The sequence below is a fragment of the Streptomyces sp. NPDC007189 genome (genome assembly GCF_040703635.1).
Taxonomy (GTDB): domain Bacteria; phylum Actinomycetota; class Actinomycetes; order Streptomycetales; family Streptomycetaceae; genus Streptomyces.
The window spans coordinates 12,906-31,299 of record NZ_JBEYEY010000007.1 but is presented as its reverse complement, the minus strand read 5'-3'; the positions used below and the strand labels follow the sequence as shown (position 1 = coordinate 31,299).

Here is an 18,394-nt window from a genome sequence, read left to right as displayed (position 1 = left end):
CCCGCCCCCGAAGCCCCCCGACCGGCCTACTTGGTGAACGTCAGGTACTTCCACGCCCCGTGCGTCGTCGAGTTCACCGTGTCTCCGGAGGAGCCGTTGACGTACGAGGAGCGGACGCGGAAGCGCCAGCCGATGTCCTGGCTGTGGTCGCCGGTGATCTGGACGCGGGAGACCCCGTCGGCGCCGAGCTTGACGTACATGGGGTCGCCCGAGTGCCACGCGCCCTGGTAGTACACCTGGAACTCGAACTTCTGCGCCCGGCCGGGGTAGTACGTCATCTTCGTCGTGACCAGCGGGTTCTTGGTCTTGTGGAAGAAGTAGTACGTGTGCCCCCAGGCGGACTGGGACTTGTACTGGCCGCTGACCGAGGTGGAGACGCTCACCCGGTCGTAGGCCGTGCTCACCGCCGACGCCGTGCCGTACCGGGCGTCGCCCGCGAACTTCGCGGTGAGCTTGGTGTCCCGGTACAGGTTCAGCGTGACCGACAGGTTGCCGTGGGAGTCCACCTTGCCGGACTTCACCCGCTTGTTCGGCCGGTCGGAGCCGTAGGGGTCGGCCCAGATCTCGACGGTGCGGTTCTTGTACGTCGTACCGAGGTGGGCGGTGAACTTCACGGCCTTGCCGTAGTCGTACAGCTTGCCGTTGTTGTTCAGCGTCAGCGAGGTCTTGGCGCGGGAGACGGACACCGTGTCGGAGCCGGAGGCGGCCGCGTGGTCGGCGTCGCCGGCGTAGGACACCTTGTACTTCACCGAGCCGCCGGCGGGCGGGGTGTCGGTGAAGGAGAACGTGCCGTCCGACTTGGCGGTCACCGCGGGCAGCGCCTTGCCCGTGGGGGACTCCAGGTCGGTGCGGGTGACGGTGAGCCTGGCGCCGGCCGGGACGGCGATGTTCGAGGCGACCTTGCCGGTGACGGTGAGCTGCTTGGCGCGCGTCGCCGACGAGGGGGCGTTCACCGTGACGGTGGTGGCCGCCTTGGTGGGCGCGTCGAGGGTCCGCAGGGAGTAGACCCCGTCGCTGTTGGAGGTCACCGCGAACAGCCGGGAGCCGTCGGGCGCCCAGGCGAGACCCGCGTCGGCGAGCAGGTCGGCGCCGGTGGTCTGGCCCGTGTTGGGGAAGTCGTACTGGCGGACCGCGGTCGTCGCGCCCGGCCGGTAGACGTACACGTCCGGTTCGTAGGAGCCGGAGATGCCCGCCGCGACGGCGCCGTCGGGCGCGATGGCCACGGAGTTCGGGTAGGCGTCGCTGGCGTACTGGCCGTCCGCCGTGAGGTCGGAGGTCTTGAACACCTGGTGGTGGTAGGGGGCGCCGGAGGCCACCACGACGTCCTTGCCGTCGGGCGTGACCTCGAGGTCGCCGAGGTTGCTGCCGGCGTCCGAGGTGAACGCGAGCCGCTTGGCGGTACCCGAGGAGACGTCGTAGGAGGCCAGGTAGACCGGGCTCTGTCCGGGCGAGCCCGCCACCAGGGTGCCGGAGCCGGGCGCCGCGTCCAGCATCGGCCCCTGGTACCAGAAGACTCCCTCCTCGCCGAGGGTGACCTGGTGCTGGTCGTCGGACAGGTCGACGGAGCCGATGTTGCCCTCGCCGGCCGCGCCGTAGCCGAACCACAGCTTGCCGCCGGCGAGCGCGACGCTGACCGGGTTGTCGCCCACGGTGAACGGCGTGCCCGCGGTGTCGGTCGCGGTGTCGATGACGGCGATCCGGTCCGCGTCCCGCACCGCGGCGTACAGCGTGCCGGAGTCCGGGGACAGTTCGAGGCCGAGGACGCCCGGCAGCGAGCCGAGCTGCTTGACGACGGTGCCGCTGTAGTCGGTGACGACGATCTTGCCGTTCGCCGGATCGCTGACGAAGACCTGGTGGTGGACGCCGTCGACGACGACGGCGCCGGTCTGCTTGACCGGCAGGACGGCGCTGGAGTCGGCGAAGGCCGGCCCGGCGGCGAGGGCCGCCGAGGCGAAGAGGACCGCCAAGGTGGTGGCGGCCGTGAGAGAGCGCTTGCGCACGCTGATGCGAACCCCCCGGAACGAATGTCGAATGGGACGCCACGCGGGCACGGCGCTCTGACTCCCCTGTGCCTGCCCTGTGTTCCTCGTGTGGCGAGTGAGCGAAGACTAGGTCATGCCTCCGACAACAGCGCCAGTGCCCCCGAGACCAGCGTGCGGACGCCCGGGGCGATCACGGACAGATCGGGAGCGAAGTGCGGGCTGTGGTTGCTCGGCACGGCCGCGAACTTCTCCGGCAGGCTGTCGCCGGGCGCCCGGTCCCAGACGTCGGCGGGGGTCGTGGTGACGAACCAGTACGAGTACGGGATGGCGTTGTCCAGCGCGAGCTGCGGGAAGTCCTCGCTGCCCATCGCCGGGCCCGGGTCGAACACCGTGCCCGCGCCGAAGACCTCCCCGTGCACGGCGGCCACCCGCGCGTCGGTGTCCGCGTCGTTGACGGTCACCGGGAAGCTGTTGCCGAGGGTGACGTCCGGCTCGCGCGGGCAGCCGGCGGCCAGGCACTCGCCGTGCGCGATGCGCCGGATCGCCTCCAGCATCCGCTGCCGTACCGTCTCGGACTGGGTGCGCAGGTTGAGCGAGATGCGCGCCTCGGAGGGGATGATGTTGTGCCGGGTGCCCGCCTCGATCCGGCCGACGGTCAGGACGGCGGACTCGCCGGCGGCGATCTCCCGGGAGACGACGGTCTGCAGCCGGGTCACGAGATAGGCGGCGGTGACGACGGGGTCCACGGTGGACTCCGGGCGCGAGCCGTGGCCGCCCCGGCCGTGCACCACGATGTCCACGTCCGTCGCGGCGGACATGATCAGCCCCGGCGAGTGCGGGTACAGCCCCGCCGGGCCGGGCGTGGCGTGCTGGCCGAGCAGGACGTCGGGCCGGCCGAACCGCTCGTACAGCCCGTCCGCGAGCATCCGGCTCGCCCCCTGCCCGCTCTCCTCGGCGGGCTGCCCGACGACCAGCAGGGTGCCGGCCCAGGCGTCCCGCCCGGCCGCGAGCGCGGCGGCGGCGCCGGTCAGCCAGGTGACGTGCAGGTCGTGCCCGCAGGCGTGCATCACGCCGTCCGTCCGCGAGGCGTACGGCAGCCCGGTCTCCTCCTGCACCGGCAGCGCGTCCATGTCGGCCCGCAGCAGCACGGTCGGCCCGTCCCCGTTGGCCAGCCGCCCCACGACCCCGGTGCCGCCGACGCCCTGCGCCGTCTCGTACCCGGCCTTCGCCAGCCGCTCGGCCAGCTTCCCCGCGGTCCGGTGCTCGGTCAGGGACAGCTCGGGGTGCCGGTGCAGATCCCGGTACAGGTCCTCCAGGTCCGGCACCGGCAGGTCGGCGGTCAGGTCCAGGGCGGCACGGGCGGCGGCAGAGGTCATGACGGGAGCGTAGGCCTCCGTTGGTTGCGCCGACACCCTCACCTGGTGCTGCGGGCTCGGCCGGTCCGTCCCCTGGCCGCTCCCCTGGGCTTCGTCGTCCCTAATCGTGCTGCACAGGCGCCGCCTGCTGGGTCTGGACGCCCCGGCCGGGGTTCGCCGCGTGGGCCGGGCCCGCGTTCGCCGCGAGGATCAGGGCCGACGCGGCTATCACCGCTGCGGCCACGGCTCTGCGTACGGTGGTGTTTCCGTAGGGTGCGGTTGTACGTCCCGGCACGGCGACCTCGCAACACAACAGCGACGTATTAAGCACACTTAATCTGCCGTTTAACCTAGGGGCTGAGCGGTGCCAACGGCAAGAGGCACCAGGGGAGTTGGGGGTGCGGGGGATGCCGGAGCGGGACGACCCGGTGGTCATAGGGCAGCGCGTGCAGCAGCTGCGCACCGAGCGGGGACTCACCCAGCGGCAGCTCGCGGAGCCCGCCTACACGCCCGCCTACATCTCCACCCTGGAAGCGGGCCGGGTGCGGGCCTCCGACGAGGCGCTGCGGCACATCGCCGGCCGGCTCGGCGTGGCCTTCGAGGAGCTGGCCGTCGGCCGGCCCGCCCACCTCGCCACCGACCTGAGGCTGGCGCTCACCGAGGCCCAGCGCATCCTCGCCGACGGACGGGCCGAGGAGGCCGCCGTCCAGTACGCGGCACTGCTGGCCCGGGCCGAGACCCACGCCCTGGGCCGCGAGCAGGCGACCGCGCTGCTCGGGCTCGGCGAATGCGCCCTGGAGACCGGGGAGCTGGAGCGGGCGCGGGAGTTCTTCGAACGGGCCGAGCGGCACCTGGCGGACGAGTCGCTGCCGGTGCGCGTCCCGGCCGTGCGGGGCCGCGCGGTCGCGCACTACCTGGCCGGCGAACTCCGGTACGCCGTCTACCTCCTGGAGTCCGCCCTCGACGAGCTGAACCGGGGCGGCCTGCACGACCCCGACGCCCTGCTCCTGCTCTACGCCGGCATCATCGGCCCGTACATGGACATGGGCGCGCACGCCCGGGCCGCCCAGGCCGCCGAGTTCGCGCTCGCGCTCGCCCCGCAGGCCGGCGACCCCGCGCTGATCGCCCGGATGCACCGCTCGGTGGCCCGCACCCTGATCGCCGAGGGCCGGGTCGCCGAGGCCGACGCCTCCCTCGCCAAGGCGGCCGAGCTGTACGGCCGGCTGCGGCTGCGCACCGAGCTGGCCAACTGCCACTGGATGCGCGGGTACGTCTGCGTGCAGAACGGTGAACTGGAGCGCGCGGAGGCGGAGTTGCGCCAGGCGCACGCCATGCTCGCGGAGAGCCGGGCCGCCCTGTACCGCAGCCAAGCCGCCGTGGAACTCGCCGACGTGCTGCACCGGCGCGGCAAGTCCGAGGAGTCCGCCGTCCTCCTGCAGGGCGTCCTCGGCGACTTCTCCTCCGAGCGCGGCGCGGTGCACGCCGCCGCGGCCCACCGGCTGCTCGGCATCATCGCCGAGGACGCCCGGGACACCGAGGCCGCCGAGGAGCACTACGTCCGCGCGCTCAGCCTCCTGGAACGCGCGGGCGCGGCGGGCGACCTGGCCGACCTGTGCCGCCTCCTCGGCGACCTGTTCCGCCGCACCGGCCGCGTGGAGGCCGCCCTGGACGCCTACCGCACCGGTCTCGGCCACCGCACGGCGCCGGGTACGACGACCCTGGGCCCGGCCCCGGCACAGCCCCCGCTGTGACGCTCACACCTGCACCCTCCCCTGCTTGCGGGTGTCCGCCAGGCGCAGGGCGCCGACCTGGACCGCGGCCTGGGTCGCGTCGTTCGGCACGTCGTGCAGGCCGCCGTTGGTGAGGGCGAACGCGTCCTGGCCGACGCGGACGGCGGCCACGTCCAGGGTGAGCACGGCGTGGCGGTCGTCGGAGTCGGTGGCGGCGAGGCTGATCCGCAGGCCCTGGCGCTTGTCCCCGACCTGTGGCAGCGGGGCGTCGCTGACCTGGACGTCCTCCTGGATCCCGGTCTGCGTGGTGGCCGTGAACCGCGCGCACCGCGCCGGCATCGTGCCGAGCCACGCCAGTGCGGCGTCGACGTCGGCGGGGCGGCGGGCGGCGATCTGGTAGCGCAGCTGGGCGCCCGTGTCGGCGTCGTCCAGGCCGACGGCGGCGCGGGCGGGGCCGCCGAGGATCTCGTCGGTGTAGAGGGCGTCCAGCAGCCGCTGGCAGTCGCCGGCCGAGGTGGTCGCCTTCAGCAGCTGGTCCCGCCAGGTGGCCGCGCCCTGGGTCGCCGTCCAGGGGGCGCCGAGGTCGGTCTGGGTGAGCAGCGCGGCCTGGGCCTGCTCGTCGGTGAGCGTGGAACCGTCGGGCCGGGGCGAGGTCTTCGGCGCCTTCGACGGCTTGTCGATCGTCGGCATCGGCGGCGTCGCGGTCTCCTGCTGTTTCAGCCCCAGGGCCGCGCAGCCGCCGGCGAGGACGAGACCGACGGCTATGAGGGAGAGCACGACACCGCGGGGGAGATCGGCGAGACGGGCGAGCAGGGGCAGACCGGGCAGGCGGCTCTGTCGCAGGCCCGGGCCGTACGGGTTCCACGGGACACGGGGCGTGCTCCGGGTGCCTGGGGCGCTGTCACCGTGACCGCCGTGCTGGTCACGATCCGCGTGGTCGCCGTGGTCGCCGTGGAGTTTGGAGGCACGGGGGTCGCGCGGGCGTATCGCGGGGGTCATCGGTGCCTCCTGAGTGCTCGGGGCCGGTGGGGCTGCCGGCGAGTGACTGCCGGTGGGGGCACCTGCCGGTGGTCCCTGATCTCACGGCACCACCGCCCCGACCGCCTCACCAGCGCTCCCGTCCGTCCGGGTGACCGGCCCCCCGAAACCGGGTGAAACACCTGCCGGACCGGTGTGAACGGCGGCCGGCCCGGCCCGCCCGGGTGGCTCGGCGTAATGCGCTCGAGCGGCGGCTTCGCTGCCTGCTACCCTCGCCGCATGCAGCGCGCCCCGCAGTGCCCGAAGAGCACGACGACGCCGGAGACCGTCCCGGCGCGCTGACAGATGACCAGCATCGAAGCCCCGGGGCGAGCGCCCCGGGGCTTCGGCGTTGCCGTGTTCTCCCGGTTCCTCGCCCCGCCCACCGGACCCGCGGAGGAACCCCCATGAACGACCGGATCCCCGACCACCGCCGCCTCGGCCGTGAACTCGGCCTCTTCGACACCGACCCGCTGATCGGCGCCGGTCTGCCGTACTGGCTGCCCGACGGCGCGGTCGTACGGCACACCCTGGAGGAGTACATCCGGGAGGCCGAACGCCTGGCCGGGTACCGGCACGTGTACTCGCCCGCGCTCGGCAAACGGGAGCTGTACGAGATCTCCGGGCACTGGGACCACTACAGCGACGACATGTACCCGCCGATGAAGCTCGGCGCCGAGGAGGTCGTGCTGCGCCCGAGCCTGTGCCCCCACCACGCGCTGATCTACCGGTCCCGCCCCCACAGTTACCGTGAACTGCCGCTCAGGATCGCCGAGTTGGGAGGCATGCACCGCGCCGAACTCTCCGGCGTCCTCGGCGGGCTGACCCGCGTGCGCGCCATCCAGCTCAACGACGCGCACATCTTCTGCACCCTCGACCAGGCGGTCGAGGAGGCCCGCGCCGCGCTGGAGCTGATCGCCCGCGCCTACGCCGACCTGGGCATCGAGGCCGTACGGCACCGGCTGTCGCTGCCCGGCGAAGGCGGCAAGTACGTCGCCGACCCGGAGCTGTGGCGCCGGGCCACCGAACTGCTGCGGCAGGTGCTGGACGAGTCGGGCATCCGCTACGAGGAGGCGGAGGGCGAGGCGGCCTTCTACGGGCCGAAGATCGACGTGCAGATCGCCGACCCGGCCGGGCGCGAGTCCACCCTGTCCACCGTGCAGATCGACTTCCACCAGCCGGCCCGCTTCGACCTGCACTACATCGGCGCGGACGGCGCCCGGCACCGCCCGGTGATGGTGCACCGCAGCATCATCGGCAGCGTGGAGCGGGCCGTCGCCCACCTGATCGAGGCGCATGCGGGCGCCTTCCCGGCCTGGCTGGCGCCCGTTCAGCTGGTGGTGCTGCCGGTCTCCGAGGAGCAGGAGGAGCGGGCGGCGAAGGTCGTGCGGGAGGCCGTGGCGCTGGGCCTGCGTGCCGAACTCGCCGGTCCCGCCGAGGGCACCCTCGGTGCCCGGATCCGCGCCGCACGCCTGGTGCCGTACCAGGCGGTGATCGGCGCGCGGGAGGCCGGGGCCGGGCGGGCGGCCGTACGGCTGCGTGGCGGCGGGCGGCCCGGGGAGCTGCCGGTGCCCGAGCTGCTGGGCCGGATCGCCGACCGGGTGCGGGCGCGCGGTACCGCCCTGTGGGAGTGACCGTACCGATCCGTCCTGATCTAAGGTCGGCGTGACGGAAGGAGCCCGCAGTGACCGGTCAGCCCATCCCCGTGATCATCGACTGCGACACCGGCGTCGACGACGCCCTCGCGCTGCTGCTGGCCGTGCGCCACCCGGGCCTCGACCTGCGGGCGGTGACCTGCGTCGCCGGGAACACGGACGTCGACGGCGTGGTCCGCAACACCCTGACCGTGCTGGAGCAGGCGGGCGCCCCGGACATCCCGGTGGGCCGGGGCGCCGCCCGCCCGCTGATCGAGCCGGCGCGCTCGGCGCGGCACGTGCACGGCTCCGACGGCATGGGCGACCTGGGCCTGCCCGCGCCGGCCCGGACCCCGGCCGACGTGGACGCCGTCACGCTCCTGCGGCGCGAGATCCTGGCCTCCCCGCGCCCGGTCACGCTGATCCCCACCGCGCCCCTGACGAACATCGCCCTGCTGCTGCGCACCCATCCGGAGGTGACCGGCAACATCGAGCGGATCGTGTTCATGGGCGGCGCGGTGGCCACCGGCAACGCCACGCCGGTCGCCGAGTTCAACGTCTGGCACGATCCGGAGGCGGCGGCGGTCCTGCTCACCGCCGGGGTGCCGGTCACGATGTACGGCCTCGACGTCTTCATGCAGGTCGTCGTGCCCGCCGCCGACGTCCACCGGATGCGCGCGAGCGGCGATCCCGGCACCCGCCTGGCCGGCGAACTCCTCTCCCACCGGCCGACCTTCCAGGGCGAGGCCCCTGAGGCCGAGGAGGCGGGCGGCCTCGGCGACGCGGGCGCGGTGTGCGCGGTCATCGACCCGCAGGGCATCAGCACCCGGCTCCTCCCGGTCGAGGTCGCCCTCGCCCCCGGCCCCACCCGGGGCCAGACCCTGGTCGACCGCCGCCCCCGCCCCGGCGAGTCGGAGATCCACGAGGGCGCACGCGAACAGGCCCTGGTGGACGTGGCGTTGGAGGTGGACGTGGAGCGCTACGTGAAGCTGTACCTGGAGACGGTGGAGCGGCCGTAGCGGTCCGGGTCAGCCGGGGGAGCGAACTTCTTCGCGCCGAACCGCCGGAGGCGCAAGGGTTCTTTTTCCGGGCAATGGGGACAGATTTCCTGTACCGTCGTCCACCCTCGAAGGGAGCCCGCATGGCAGACCGCTTCCCGGACCTCTCCTCCAAGAACCCCGACTGGTGGCGCCAGGCCGTCATCTACCAGGTCTATCCGCGCAGCTTCGCCGACGCCGACGGAGACGGGCTCGGTGATCTGCGCGGTGTCACGCGCCGCCTCGACCACCTCGCCGCGCTCGGCGTCGACGCCCTGTGGCTGAGCCCGTTCTACCCCTCCGAACTGGCCGACGGCGGCTACGACGTCGCCGACCACCGGGACGTCGACCCCCGCCTCGGCACCCTGGACGACTTCGACGCCCTGGTCGCCGAGGCCCACCGGCTCGGCTTGAAGGTCGTCGTCGACATCGTCCCCAACCACACCTCGCACCTGCACCCCTGGTTCCAGGAGGCCCTGCGCTCCGGGCCCGGCTCCCCGGCCCGCGAGCGCTACGTCTTCCGCCCCGGCCGGGGCGCGCACGGCGAACTCCCGCCCACCGACTGGCCGTCCGTCTTCGGCGGCAGCGCCTGGACCCGCACCGCGGACGGCGAGTGGTACCTGCACCTGTTCGCCCCCGAACAGCCCGACCTCGACTGGGACCACGAGCAGGTCCGCGCCGACTTCCGCACCACCCTGCGCTTCTGGTCCGACCGGGGCGTGGACGGCTTCCGCGTCGACGTCGCCCACGGCCTCGCCAAGGACCTCGCCGAGCCGCTGCGGGACATCGGGAGCATCGGCGCGACCGGCGAGGCGGCCCTGCCGCTCCTGCCGCCCGGCAGCCACCCCTACTGGGACCGCGACGAGGTCCACGAGATCTACCGGGACTGGCGCAAGGTGTTCGACGCCTACAGCCCGCCGCGCACGGCGGTCGCCGAGGCCTGGGTCCCGGGCGCCCGCCGCGCCCTGTACGCGCGCCCCGACGAACTCGGCCAGGCCTTCAACTTCGAGTACCTGGAGACCGGCTGGGACGCGGAGGAGCTGCGCCGCGTCATCACCGACGAGCTGGCCACCGCCCGGACCGCCGGCGCCACCGCCACCTGGGTGCTGTCCAACCACGACGTCGTACGCCACGCCTCCCGGCTGATGCTGCCGCCCGGCACCGACCCGGAGGCCTGGCTGATCTCCGGCGGCACCGCGCCCGCGCTGGACACCGCGGCCGGGCTGCGCCGGGCCCGCGCCGCGACCCTGCTCATGCTGGCGCTGCCCGGATCGGCGTACCTCTACCAGGGCGAGGAACTCGGGCTGCCCGAGGTCGCCGACCTGCCCACCGAGGTCCTGCAGGACCCGATCTGGGAGCAGACCGGCCATGTCCGCAAGGGCCGCGACGGCTGCCGGGTGCCGCTGCCGTGGACGACGAGCGGACCGTCGTACGGCTTCGGACCCGGCGCGGCGTGGCTGCCCCAGCCGTCCTCCTTCGCCCGGTACGCCGTCGAGGCCCAGGCGGGCGCCGAGGGCTCGACCCTGGAGCTGTACCGCACCGCCCTGCGGCTGCGCCGCAAGCTGCTCGAGGGCGAGACGCTGACCTGGGCGGCCGACAGCCCCACCGGCGTGCTGGACTTCACCCGCCGCGAGGGCTGGCGGTGCGTGACCAACCTCGGCGGCGGGCCCGTACCGCTGCCGCCGGGCGAGCTGCTGCTGGCCAGCACGCCCCTGCCCGACGCCCGGACCCTGCCGCCGGACACCACGGTCTGGCTCGGCTGAGCGGCCCGCTCAGCGCACCGTCGGGCTCGGGCTCGGCCCCGCCGACGCGTTGCCGCCGGTCAGCCCGCTGATGTCGACCGGCGTCGCAGTGGCGGTCGGCGGCGGCGTGAGCACCACCTGCGGCTGGCCGGCGGCCGGGGGCGGCGGGGTCAGGTCGGAGGCGGGCAGCTTCGGCGGGGTCGTCTGCTGGAAGAGGGTCTGGTCGAAGTCGACCAGACCGGTCTTCTCCATCACCGTCATGTGGTCGAGCACGGTGTCGTTGGCCTGGTCGGCGAGGGCGCGCACCAGCGAGTTCTTGGTGGTGGAGCGGATCTTCGCGATGGCGTTGAAGATCGCGCCGTGCGTCATCCGCAGGATGTTGGCGAAGTCGGTGTCGAACTTCTTCCCGCTGTCCGCCTTCAACTGGCTGACGAAGCCCTGCTGCTGGGGACTCGCCAGGTTGGGCAGGGTGATGTTCAGCAGCGGGGCGATCTTGCGGCAGGTGGTGTCCAGCGCGGCGTGCCCGTCGATCAGGTGCTTGCTGGCCGTGATGACGCCCGGCGTGGTGCCCTTCTGCAGCCCCATCTGCCCCACCGGGTACTCCCACAGACCGGCCGCCCGCACCTTCACCACGAAGTCCCGGTCCTGCTCGGTGAGCGGCCCCCACTGGGTGGTGGCGATGACACGGTCCTGGGCGGTCGTGGCCTTGCTCAGGCCGAGCATGCTCGGGTAGGCGAGGGCCGCGAGCGTCATGGCCATCGCACCGCCCACGAAGAGAGTTCCCGTCGCGTTCCGCGAAAAGCGCACCGTGCCTCCTGCCCGGTCGTGGATCCACCCAGGGCGACGGCGGCTCCGGGCGGTTCGGACGCACAGGAATACGGACGCGGGGGCGATTCGTATCGGTGGCGCGGGTAAAAAGTGCGTCCGTGGCGCGGGCCGGAACTCCACCGGCGATTGCCATGCATTGGTGTGCATGACAAACGGTTGGTGAAACGTTGACCGATCTCCGGGAGAAGGCGGACCAAGCGCGGACCTAGATTCGCCGCATGCCCCCACAGCCGCCGTCCCGCATGCCCGCATCCGGCATGCCCGCGTCCCGCCCCCCGGGCGCCGCCGCCCTCCCCGTCCTGCCCTACCGCAAGCCCACGAAGGGCCGCGACTACTGGGTCATCGACGACGCCCTGCCCGACGTCGACGCCGTACGGGAGCGGTGCCTGGCCAAGGACGACTGGGTCGAGGGCTACCCGTACACTTCCGAGACCTGGCCCGGCCTGCGCGCCATGCCGGGACTCGAGCCCGGTGAACTCGCCGTCATCGAACGGCTGGTGAAGAAGGCGACCGGGGCGAAGGAGCTGTGGGTGCAGCAGGCGCCCGGCGGCGGCACCCTCAACCACAACTGCGTCCAGGTGGTCGGCGAGGGCGAGAGCGAGCCCCGCCCGCACACCGACTCCCGCGCCCTGTGCCGGTACGCGGCGGTGCTCTACCTCAGCCCCCACGTGCCCAAGGCCTGCGGCACCGCCTTCTACCGCCAGTCCCTGCCGGGCGGCCGGCTCGGCGGCAACATCGTCCAGGCCCCGCACAACAACCTTGTCGAGGCCCTCGGCACCCGCTTCGTGCCCGCCGACCACTTCGAGGAGGACGTCCGCGTCCCCCACCGGTACAACCGCCTGCTCCTCTACAACGCCAACCTGGTGCACAGCGCGACGGCGTACCACGGCACGACGCTGGAGGAGAAGCGGATGACGGCGGTCTTCTTCTGGATGGCGTGAGCCGCCGGCCGGGTCACAGGAGCAGCAGGAGCCCCGCCAGGGCCGCGCACAGCGCGCAGACGGCGAGGGTGACGGCCAGGCAGCGGCGTTTGAGGTCCTGGTAGCGGTGTTCGTACTCGGCGCGCAGGGACACGCAGCGGGCCGCGATGCGCTCCAGGTCGGCGCGGGCCCGGGCCAGGCTGTCGGCGGTGTAGCGGCGCTCGATCTCCTCGCGCTGGGCGGTCGTCAGCCACTCCAGCGGGCCGGTGAACTCCCGGGCCCGCTGCTCCGCCTCGGCGATCCGGGCCTGCCACAGCAGATAGCCCTCGACCTGGTTGGCGAGCGCGTCGTCGGCCCCCTGCATGGGCAGGCGCCGGGGCGGACCGCTCACCCCTGGCTCCGGTCGGGCATCCCCGCCGGGGACTGCAGCGCGTGCTCGCCCATGGCGATGTCGGGGTGGTGCAGGTCGAACGCCGGGGACTCGCTGCGGATCCGCGGCAGGGTGACGAAGTTGTGACGCGGCGGCGGGCAGGAGGTCGCCCACTCCAGGGAGCGGCCGTAGCCCCAGGGGTCGTCCACGCCGACCGGCGTGCCGTACTTGCCGGTCTTCCACACGTTGTAGAGGAACGGCAGCATCGACAGGCCGAGCAGGAACGAGCCGATCGTGGACAGCGTGTTCAGGGCGGTGAAGCCGTCGGCGGCCAGGTAGTCGGCGTACCGGCGCGGCATGCCCTCGGCGCCCAGCCAGTGCTGGACCAGGAACGTGGTGTGGAAGCCGACGAACAGCGTCCAGAAGGTGATCTTGCCGAGGCGCTCGTCCAGCATCTTGCCGGTGAACTTCGGCCACCAGAAGTGGAATCCCGCGAACATCGCGAAGACGACCGTGCCGAAGACCACGTAGTGGAAGTGGGCCACCACGAAGTACGAGTCGGACACGTGGAAGTCCATCGGCGGGGACGCGAGGATGACGCCGGTCAGGCCGCCGAAGAGGAACGTGACGAGGAAGCCGGTCGCCCACAGCATCGGCGTCTCGAACGACAGGCTGCCCTTCCACATGGTGCCGATCCAGTTGAAGAACTTCACCCCGGTCGGGACGGCGATCAGGAAGGTCATGAAGGAGAAGAACGGCAGCAGCACACCGCCGGTGACGTACATGTGGTGCGCCCACACCGTCACGGACAGGCCCGCGATGGAGATGGTGGCGGCGATCAGGCCCATGTAGCCGAACATGGGCTTGCGGGAGAACACCGGGATGATCTCGCTGACGATGCCGAAGAACGGCAGGGCGATGATGTACACCTCTGGATGGCCGAAGAACCAGAAGAGGTGCTGCCACAGCAGTGGTCCGCCGTTCGCGGCCTCGAAGACGTGGGCGCCGAACTGGCGGTCCACCTCCAGGGCGAACAGCGCGGCCGCCAGGACCGGGAAGGCCAGCAGGACCAGCACGGCGGTCAGCAGCACGTTCCAGGTGAAGATCGGCATGCGGAACATGGTCATACCGGGAGCGCGCATGCAGATGATCGTGGTGATGAAGTTGACCGAGCCGAGGATCGTGCCGAAGCCGGAGAAGGCCAGACCCATGATCCACACGTCCGGACCCAGCCCGATGGAGTACTTCGCGTCGGTCAGCGGCGAGTAGGCGAACCAGCCGAAGTCGGCCGCGCCGTCGGGGGTGAGGAAGCCGCCCACGGCGATGAGCGAGCCGAACAGGTACAGCCAGTAGGCGAACATGTTCAGCCGCGGGAAGGCCACGTCGGGCGCGCCGATCTGCAGCGGCATGATCCAGTTGGTGAAACCGGCGAACAGCGGCGTCGCGAACATCAGCAGCATCACGGTGCCGTGCATCGTGAACAGCTGGTTGAACTGCTCCTTGGACACGATCTGCAGGCCCGGCCGGGCCAGCTCGGCGCGCATGATCAGCGCCATCAGGCCGCCGACCAGGAAGAACGCGAAGGACGTGCCGAGATACAGGGTGCCGATCGTCTTGTGGTCGGTGGTCGTCAGCCATTTCACCACGACGTTGCCGGGCTCCCGGCCCCTGAGCGGGATCTCCCTCTCGTACGACTCCGCGGCCGCGGCGGCACCATGGGGTTCGTTGAGGATGCTCACAAGTCGTCTGTCTCCTGCTGCTCGCGGTCCGCGCACGCCATGACGTCGGCTACCCGCCATATTTGCCGCGCGAGGGCGTCCGGGCGGCGCTGAGCGGCCGACGCGCGGCCGTCCGGGTGACGGATGCACCCGGACGGCCCATTCGCGCCACGCGCCGTCCGGCACGCTCGGCGGCGTGTGTGGACAGCCGCGGTGCGCGGTACGGATGCAGGGCATGACCACCATCGCCATCGTGGGTGCCGGGCCGGGTCTCGGAGCCGCCGTCGCACGGCGGTTCGGGCGGGAGGGGTTCGCCGTCGCCCTCTTCGCCCGGGACCGGGAGCGGCTGGACGCGCTGGTGCGCGACCTCGACGGCAACGGCGTGCGGGCGCGGGGTTTCGCCGCCGACGTGCGCAGACCGGAGGAGCTGTCCGCCGCCCTGGCGCGGGCGGCGGACGAACTGGGCACCGTCGAGGTGCTCCAGTACAGCCCGGTGCCGCACCGGGACTTCATGCGGCCCGTGCTGGAGACCCGGCACCGGGACCTGGTGGGGCCCATCGAGTTCTCCGTGTACGGGGCCGTCGCCGCCGTGCAGCAGGTGCTGCCGGGGATGCGGCGGCTGGGGCGCGGCACGATCCTGTTCGTCAACGGCGGCACCGCCGTCGTACCGCACACCGAACGGGCCGGTACGTCCATCGCGTTCGCCGCGGAGAGCGCGTACGGCCATCTGCTGCACGAACGCCTCGCGGGCGAGGGCATCCACGTCGCCCAGCTGGTGATCCCGGGCGCGATCACCCCGGGGCACGCGCGCAAGGACCCGGCCGTGCTGGCTCAGACCCTGTGGGGGCTGCACCGGGACCGGCACGGGTTCCGGCACTTCGCCGACGACCTCGACGCCTGAGCCGGCGACGGCCCCGGCCCGCCCTGCCGACAGCTGACCGGGCACTGTCAACCTGCGGTGCAGGGGTTTGTGGGCCAAGATGGTGACGTTGGCCGTATCGCTCTCTTCAAGGGGGCCCGCATGGCTGTCGACATCCCCCCGATCATCAAGCCGTCCCGGCTGAGAAGCCGGGGAGGCCTGCTCGGCGAGTGCCTCGCCGAGTTCCTCGGGACGTTGGTGCTCATCGCCTTCGGCTGCGGCGTGGTCGCCATGGCGGTCGCCGCACTGCCCGGTTCCGGCCGCGCGGCGACGCCGACCACCATCTTCCTGGCGGCCGGCGACTGGCTGCTGGTCACCTGGGGCTGGGCGTTCGCCGTGGTCTTCGGCGTGTACGTGGCCGGCGGCGTCAGCGGGGCCCACATCAACCCGGCGGTGACCCTGGCCATGGCGGTGCGGCGCGGCTTTTCCTGGGCCAAGGTGCTGCCGTACTGGTTCTCGCAGGTCGCTGGCGCGCTCACCGGCGCGGCGATCGTGTACCTCGTCTACCACGACGCCATCCACGCCTACGACCACGCGGCGCCGGGGCCGAAGGTGAACGGCCACACGAACGCCACCTTCTCCATCTTCGCCACCTTCCCGGCGGCGTACTTCCACGGCGGCGTGTGGGGGCCCCTGGTCGACCAGATCGTCGGCACGGCCTTCCTGCTGATGCTGATCTCCGCCGTCCTGGACCTGCGCAACCAGGCCGTGAGGGCCAACCTCGGGCCGCTGGTCGTGGGCTTCGTCGTCGCCGCCGTGGGCATGTCCTACGGCGCGAACGCGGGCTACGCCATCAACCCGGCCCGTGACTTCGGGCCGCGCCTGTTCACCTACGCGGCCGGCTGGAACAGTCTGGCGTTCCCCGGCAGCGTGTCCGGCGTGTACAGCGGCTACTGGTGGATCCCGATCGTCGGCCCGCTGATCGGCGCCGTGGTCGGGATCCTCGTGTACGACCTCTTCATCGGCGACGTCCTGCTGCTGCGCGCCGAGACGGCCGAACCGCGGGAGCCGGGGCGGGCGACGCCGGTACGCACCACCGACGAGGAGTAGCCGGCCGCGCGGAGGCGTGCCGGCGCCGACGGACGCGGTCTGGACGCGCGTTCGACCCTTCAGTGCGGCGTGTGATCCCTGCTCCGGGAGCGCCACCGGGGGTGCGGGCGGGGCGTTGGACTTGCCGGTGGCGGCGTGCAGGAACGATTTGCCGCCGGTGGGATCGGACCGCTCGGGGGTGTGGAGTGTCGGGAACAGTGATCGGGCGGGGCGTGCAGATCGCGGCGCTGCGGGAGGGCCTGGAGCGGGGCCGGCTGGTGACCGTCACCGGCGCGGCCGGAGTGGGCAAGAGCCGACTGGCCGCCGAGGCCGCCCCGGCCTGCGGCGAGCCGTGGCGCACAGCGATCCGCGTCCGCTGCCCGGACACCGCCCCCACGGTCCCCGGCACCCTGACGGCACTGCTCGCGCAGGCCGTGACGGGCAGCCGCCCGGCACCGGAGGAACGGACCGACCTGGACGCCCTGACGGAACGGATCGTCCGGGGGCTGGCGGCGCCGGGGCCTTCCTCGACCCGTGCGCTTCTCATCGACGACGCCGACGCCGTGCACGCGGAGTGTGCGGGGCTGGTGCAACGGTTGCTGATGGCCGTGCCCGGGGTGCGGGTGCTGGTGACCTCGCGGCGGGCGCTGGGGCTCGGGGACGAGCGGGTGGTGCGGCTGGGCCCGCTGGCGGAACCGGACGCCGTACGGCTGTTCCTGGCGCGGGTCCGGGAGTACGGGGGCGAATTCGAGCCCAGTGAGGGCGAGTTGGCGGAGGTGGCCCGGGTCTGCCGGCTGCTGGACGGCGTGCCGCTCGCCGTGGAGCTCGCGGCGGCGCACCTGCGCCGGGGCATGTCCGTGCGGGCGGTCGCCGAGCGGCTGGAGCGGGACCGGTGCTGGCTCACCGCGCCCGGCGCCCGGCTGCGCAGACACCGCTCGCTGCGGGCCGCCCTGGGCGCCGGGTACCTGCTGAGCGACGGGCCGGTGCGGGCGGTGTGGAGCAGGGCCAGCGTGTTCGTGGGCGCGTTCACCGAGGCGACCGCCGTCTACCTGTGCTCCGGGGCCGGCACCACCCCGGAGCAAGTGCCCGCCTGCCTGGCCCGGTTGGCCGCCGAAGGGGTGCTGGAGACGGTCGGCGACCCGGGCGGGGTACGGCCGCCCCGCTACCGCATGGCCCGCGCCGCCCGCGACTTCGGCGCCGAACGGCTGCGCCACGCGAGCGAGACGCCGGTCGCGCGGGAACGGCATCTGCTGCACTACCGGCGGCTCGCTGAGGTCGCCGGGAACCTGTGGAGCGAGGGCGAGCAGCGGCAGGCCGCCGAACTCGTGCGCGACAACCGGGAGGACCTCACCGCACTGATCCGGCAGGCACTCGTACCGGACGCCCCCGCCGAGCATGTGCGGGCGGCGCTCGCCACCGTGGTCGACCTGTGGTTCTGGTGGGCGGTGCACGAGCACGGCGAGGAGGGCCGTGAGCAGCTGGGGCTGCTGCTGCCCCGGTACGCGCCCGACGACCGGCTGGCCGCCCGCGCCCGCTGGCTCGCCGCCTGGCTGCACGCGCCCGGCGACCCGGCCGCCGTCCGCGCCCTGCTCGACCGGGCCTGGCCGGCCGCCGTGCTGGCCGGGGACGACGCGCTGGTGGGGTGGATCGCGCATGTGCAGGGGGTGCTGGCCTGGGAGCAGGGGGACGCGGGCACGGCGGCCGAGTGCTTCCGGCAGGCCGCGGGCGCCGTACCGGCGTACGCGCCCGGCGGGCCGTCCGCGGCGGTGAGCCTCGCCGCGCTGGCCGTCGTCCAGGCGGGTACGGCGCCGGCCGCGGCACGGCGCAGTGCGCGGCGGGCGCTGGCGTGGCCGGGGGTGCGGGACGACGCCTGGGCCGTGGCCGTGGGGCACTGGGCGCGGGCGTACGTCGAACACCGGCAGGGCCGGGGCGAACGGGCCTGGCGCCGGGCCCGCCGTGCGCTGGCCGTCCTGGACCGCACGGGAGAGGTACCGGGACTGGCGCTCCAGGGACTGCTGACCGCCATCGAGTCCGGCGACCAGACCTGCGTCTTCGTACCACCGCCCCGCGGGGAACACACCGGGCGCCCGCGCCTGGTCAGCCCCTGCTGAAG

14 protein-coding genes and 1 pseudogene are annotated in these 18,394 nt (G+C 73.1%); 8 read left to right on the top strand and 7 right to left on the bottom strand.

Translation table 11 applies throughout. From position 1 onward, the window contains the following. Nucleotides 1-26 precede the first annotated feature (26 nt). The 3 genes from AB0950_RS16275 to AB0950_RS16265 all read right to left on the bottom strand — a co-directional run bounded on the left by AB0950_RS16275 (nt 27) and on the right by AB0950_RS16265 (nt 3,581). Nucleotides 27-2,000 (bottom strand): Ig-like domain repeat protein, encoded by a 1,974-nt coding sequence (locus AB0950_RS16275; protein ID WP_360152991.1) that lies wholly within the window; start codon nt 1,998-2,000, stop codon nt 27-29. A gap of 113 nt (nt 2,001-2,113) precedes the next feature. Then, a complete protein-coding gene (locus AB0950_RS16270; RefSeq protein WP_360152988.1) occupies nt 2,114-3,358 on the bottom strand; it encodes an amidohydrolase in 1,245 nt (414 codons plus the stop codon). A gap of 100 nt (nt 3,359-3,458) precedes the next feature. Beyond that, nucleotides 3,459-3,581, bottom strand: a complete 123-nt coding sequence (locus AB0950_RS16265; RefSeq protein WP_360571710.1) for a hypothetical protein — start codon at nt 3,579-3,581, stop codon at nt 3,459-3,461. 163 nt (nt 3,582-3,744) lie between these two features. Between AB0950_RS16265 and AB0950_RS16260 the strand changes: the two genes are divergently transcribed. Further along, nucleotides 3,745-5,088, top strand: a complete 1,344-nt coding sequence (locus AB0950_RS16260) for a helix-turn-helix domain-containing protein (RefSeq protein WP_360152985.1) — start codon at nt 3,745-3,747, stop codon at nt 5,086-5,088. Nucleotides 5,089-5,091: 3 nt separating this feature from the next. Here the strand turns inward: AB0950_RS16260 and AB0950_RS16255 are convergent, their stop codons facing one another. After that, nucleotides 5,092-6,066, bottom strand: coding sequence for a hypothetical protein (locus tag AB0950_RS16255; protein ID WP_360152982.1), 975 nt, complete (start codon nt 6,064-6,066; stop codon nt 5,092-5,094). 425 nt (nt 6,067-6,491) lie between these two features. Between AB0950_RS16255 and thrS the strand changes: the two genes are divergently transcribed. From thrS to AB0950_RS16240, 3 genes are all read left to right on the top strand, one after another. Continuing rightward, nucleotides 6,492-7,718, top strand: coding sequence for a threonine--tRNA ligase (gene thrS / locus AB0950_RS16250; protein ID WP_360152979.1), 1,227 nt, complete (start codon nt 6,492-6,494; stop codon nt 7,716-7,718). A 50-nt stretch (nt 7,719-7,768) separates the two neighbouring features. After that, a complete protein-coding gene (locus AB0950_RS16245; protein WP_360152976.1) occupies nt 7,769-8,737 on the top strand; it encodes a nucleoside hydrolase in 969 nt (322 codons plus the stop codon). A 122-nt stretch (nt 8,738-8,859) separates the two neighbouring features. Then, nucleotides 8,860-10,518, top strand: a complete 1,659-nt coding sequence (locus AB0950_RS16240; RefSeq protein ID WP_360571716.1) for a glycoside hydrolase family 13 protein — start codon at nt 8,860-8,862, stop codon at nt 10,516-10,518. A 9-nt stretch (nt 10,519-10,527) separates the two neighbouring features. On the opposite strand, the gene AB0950_RS16235 is transcribed toward AB0950_RS16240, so the two are convergent. Next, nucleotides 10,528-11,268, bottom strand: a complete 741-nt coding sequence (locus AB0950_RS16235; RefSeq protein ID WP_360153722.1) for a DUF4142 domain-containing protein — start codon at nt 11,266-11,268, stop codon at nt 10,528-10,530. A gap of 314 nt (nt 11,269-11,582) precedes the next feature. Between AB0950_RS16235 and AB0950_RS16230 the strand changes: the two genes are divergently transcribed. Further along, the gene (locus AB0950_RS16230) at nt 11,583-12,266 is read left to right on the top strand and encodes a DUF6445 family protein (protein ID WP_366778873.1); all 684 of its coding nucleotides are present in this window, start codon (nt 11,583-11,585) and stop codon (nt 12,264-12,266) included. Nucleotides 12,267-12,279: 13 nt separating this feature from the next. Here AB0950_RS16230 and AB0950_RS16225 read toward each other — a convergent pair whose 3' ends face one another. Both AB0950_RS16225 and ctaD read right to left on the bottom strand, forming a co-directional pair. Further along, nucleotides 12,280-12,609: a cytochrome C oxidase subunit I gene (locus AB0950_RS16225; RefSeq protein WP_360153716.1), complete on the bottom strand. Its 330-nt coding sequence runs from the start codon at nt 12,607-12,609 to the stop codon at nt 12,280-12,282. Between the two features lie 83 nt (nt 12,610-12,692). After that, nucleotides 12,693-14,354 (bottom strand): annotated as a pseudogene (gene ctaD, locus AB0950_RS16220) (cytochrome c oxidase subunit I); the annotation flags it as partial. A 214-nt stretch (nt 14,355-14,568) separates the two neighbouring features. On the opposite strand from ctaD, the gene AB0950_RS16215 reads away from it, so the two are divergent. The 3 genes from AB0950_RS16215 (at nt 14,569) to AB0950_RS16205 (ending at nt 18,392) form a co-directional block, all read left to right on the top strand. After that, nucleotides 14,569-15,234, top strand: coding sequence for an SDR family NAD(P)-dependent oxidoreductase (locus AB0950_RS16215; RefSeq protein WP_360152970.1), 666 nt, complete (start codon nt 14,569-14,571; stop codon nt 15,232-15,234). Between the two features lie 120 nt (nt 15,235-15,354). Further along, nucleotides 15,355-16,302 carry an MIP/aquaporin family protein gene (locus AB0950_RS16210; protein ID WP_360152967.1) on the top strand — a complete coding sequence of 316 codons (948 nt, stop codon included), beginning with the start codon at nt 15,355-15,357 and terminating at the stop codon, nt 16,300-16,302. A 185-nt stretch (nt 16,303-16,487) separates the two neighbouring features. Then, nucleotides 16,488-18,392 (top strand): AAA family ATPase, encoded by a 1,905-nt coding sequence (locus AB0950_RS16205; RefSeq protein ID WP_366778751.1) that lies wholly within the window; start codon nt 16,488-16,490, stop codon nt 18,390-18,392. The last annotated feature ends 2 nt before the right edge of the window (nt 18,393-18,394 follow it).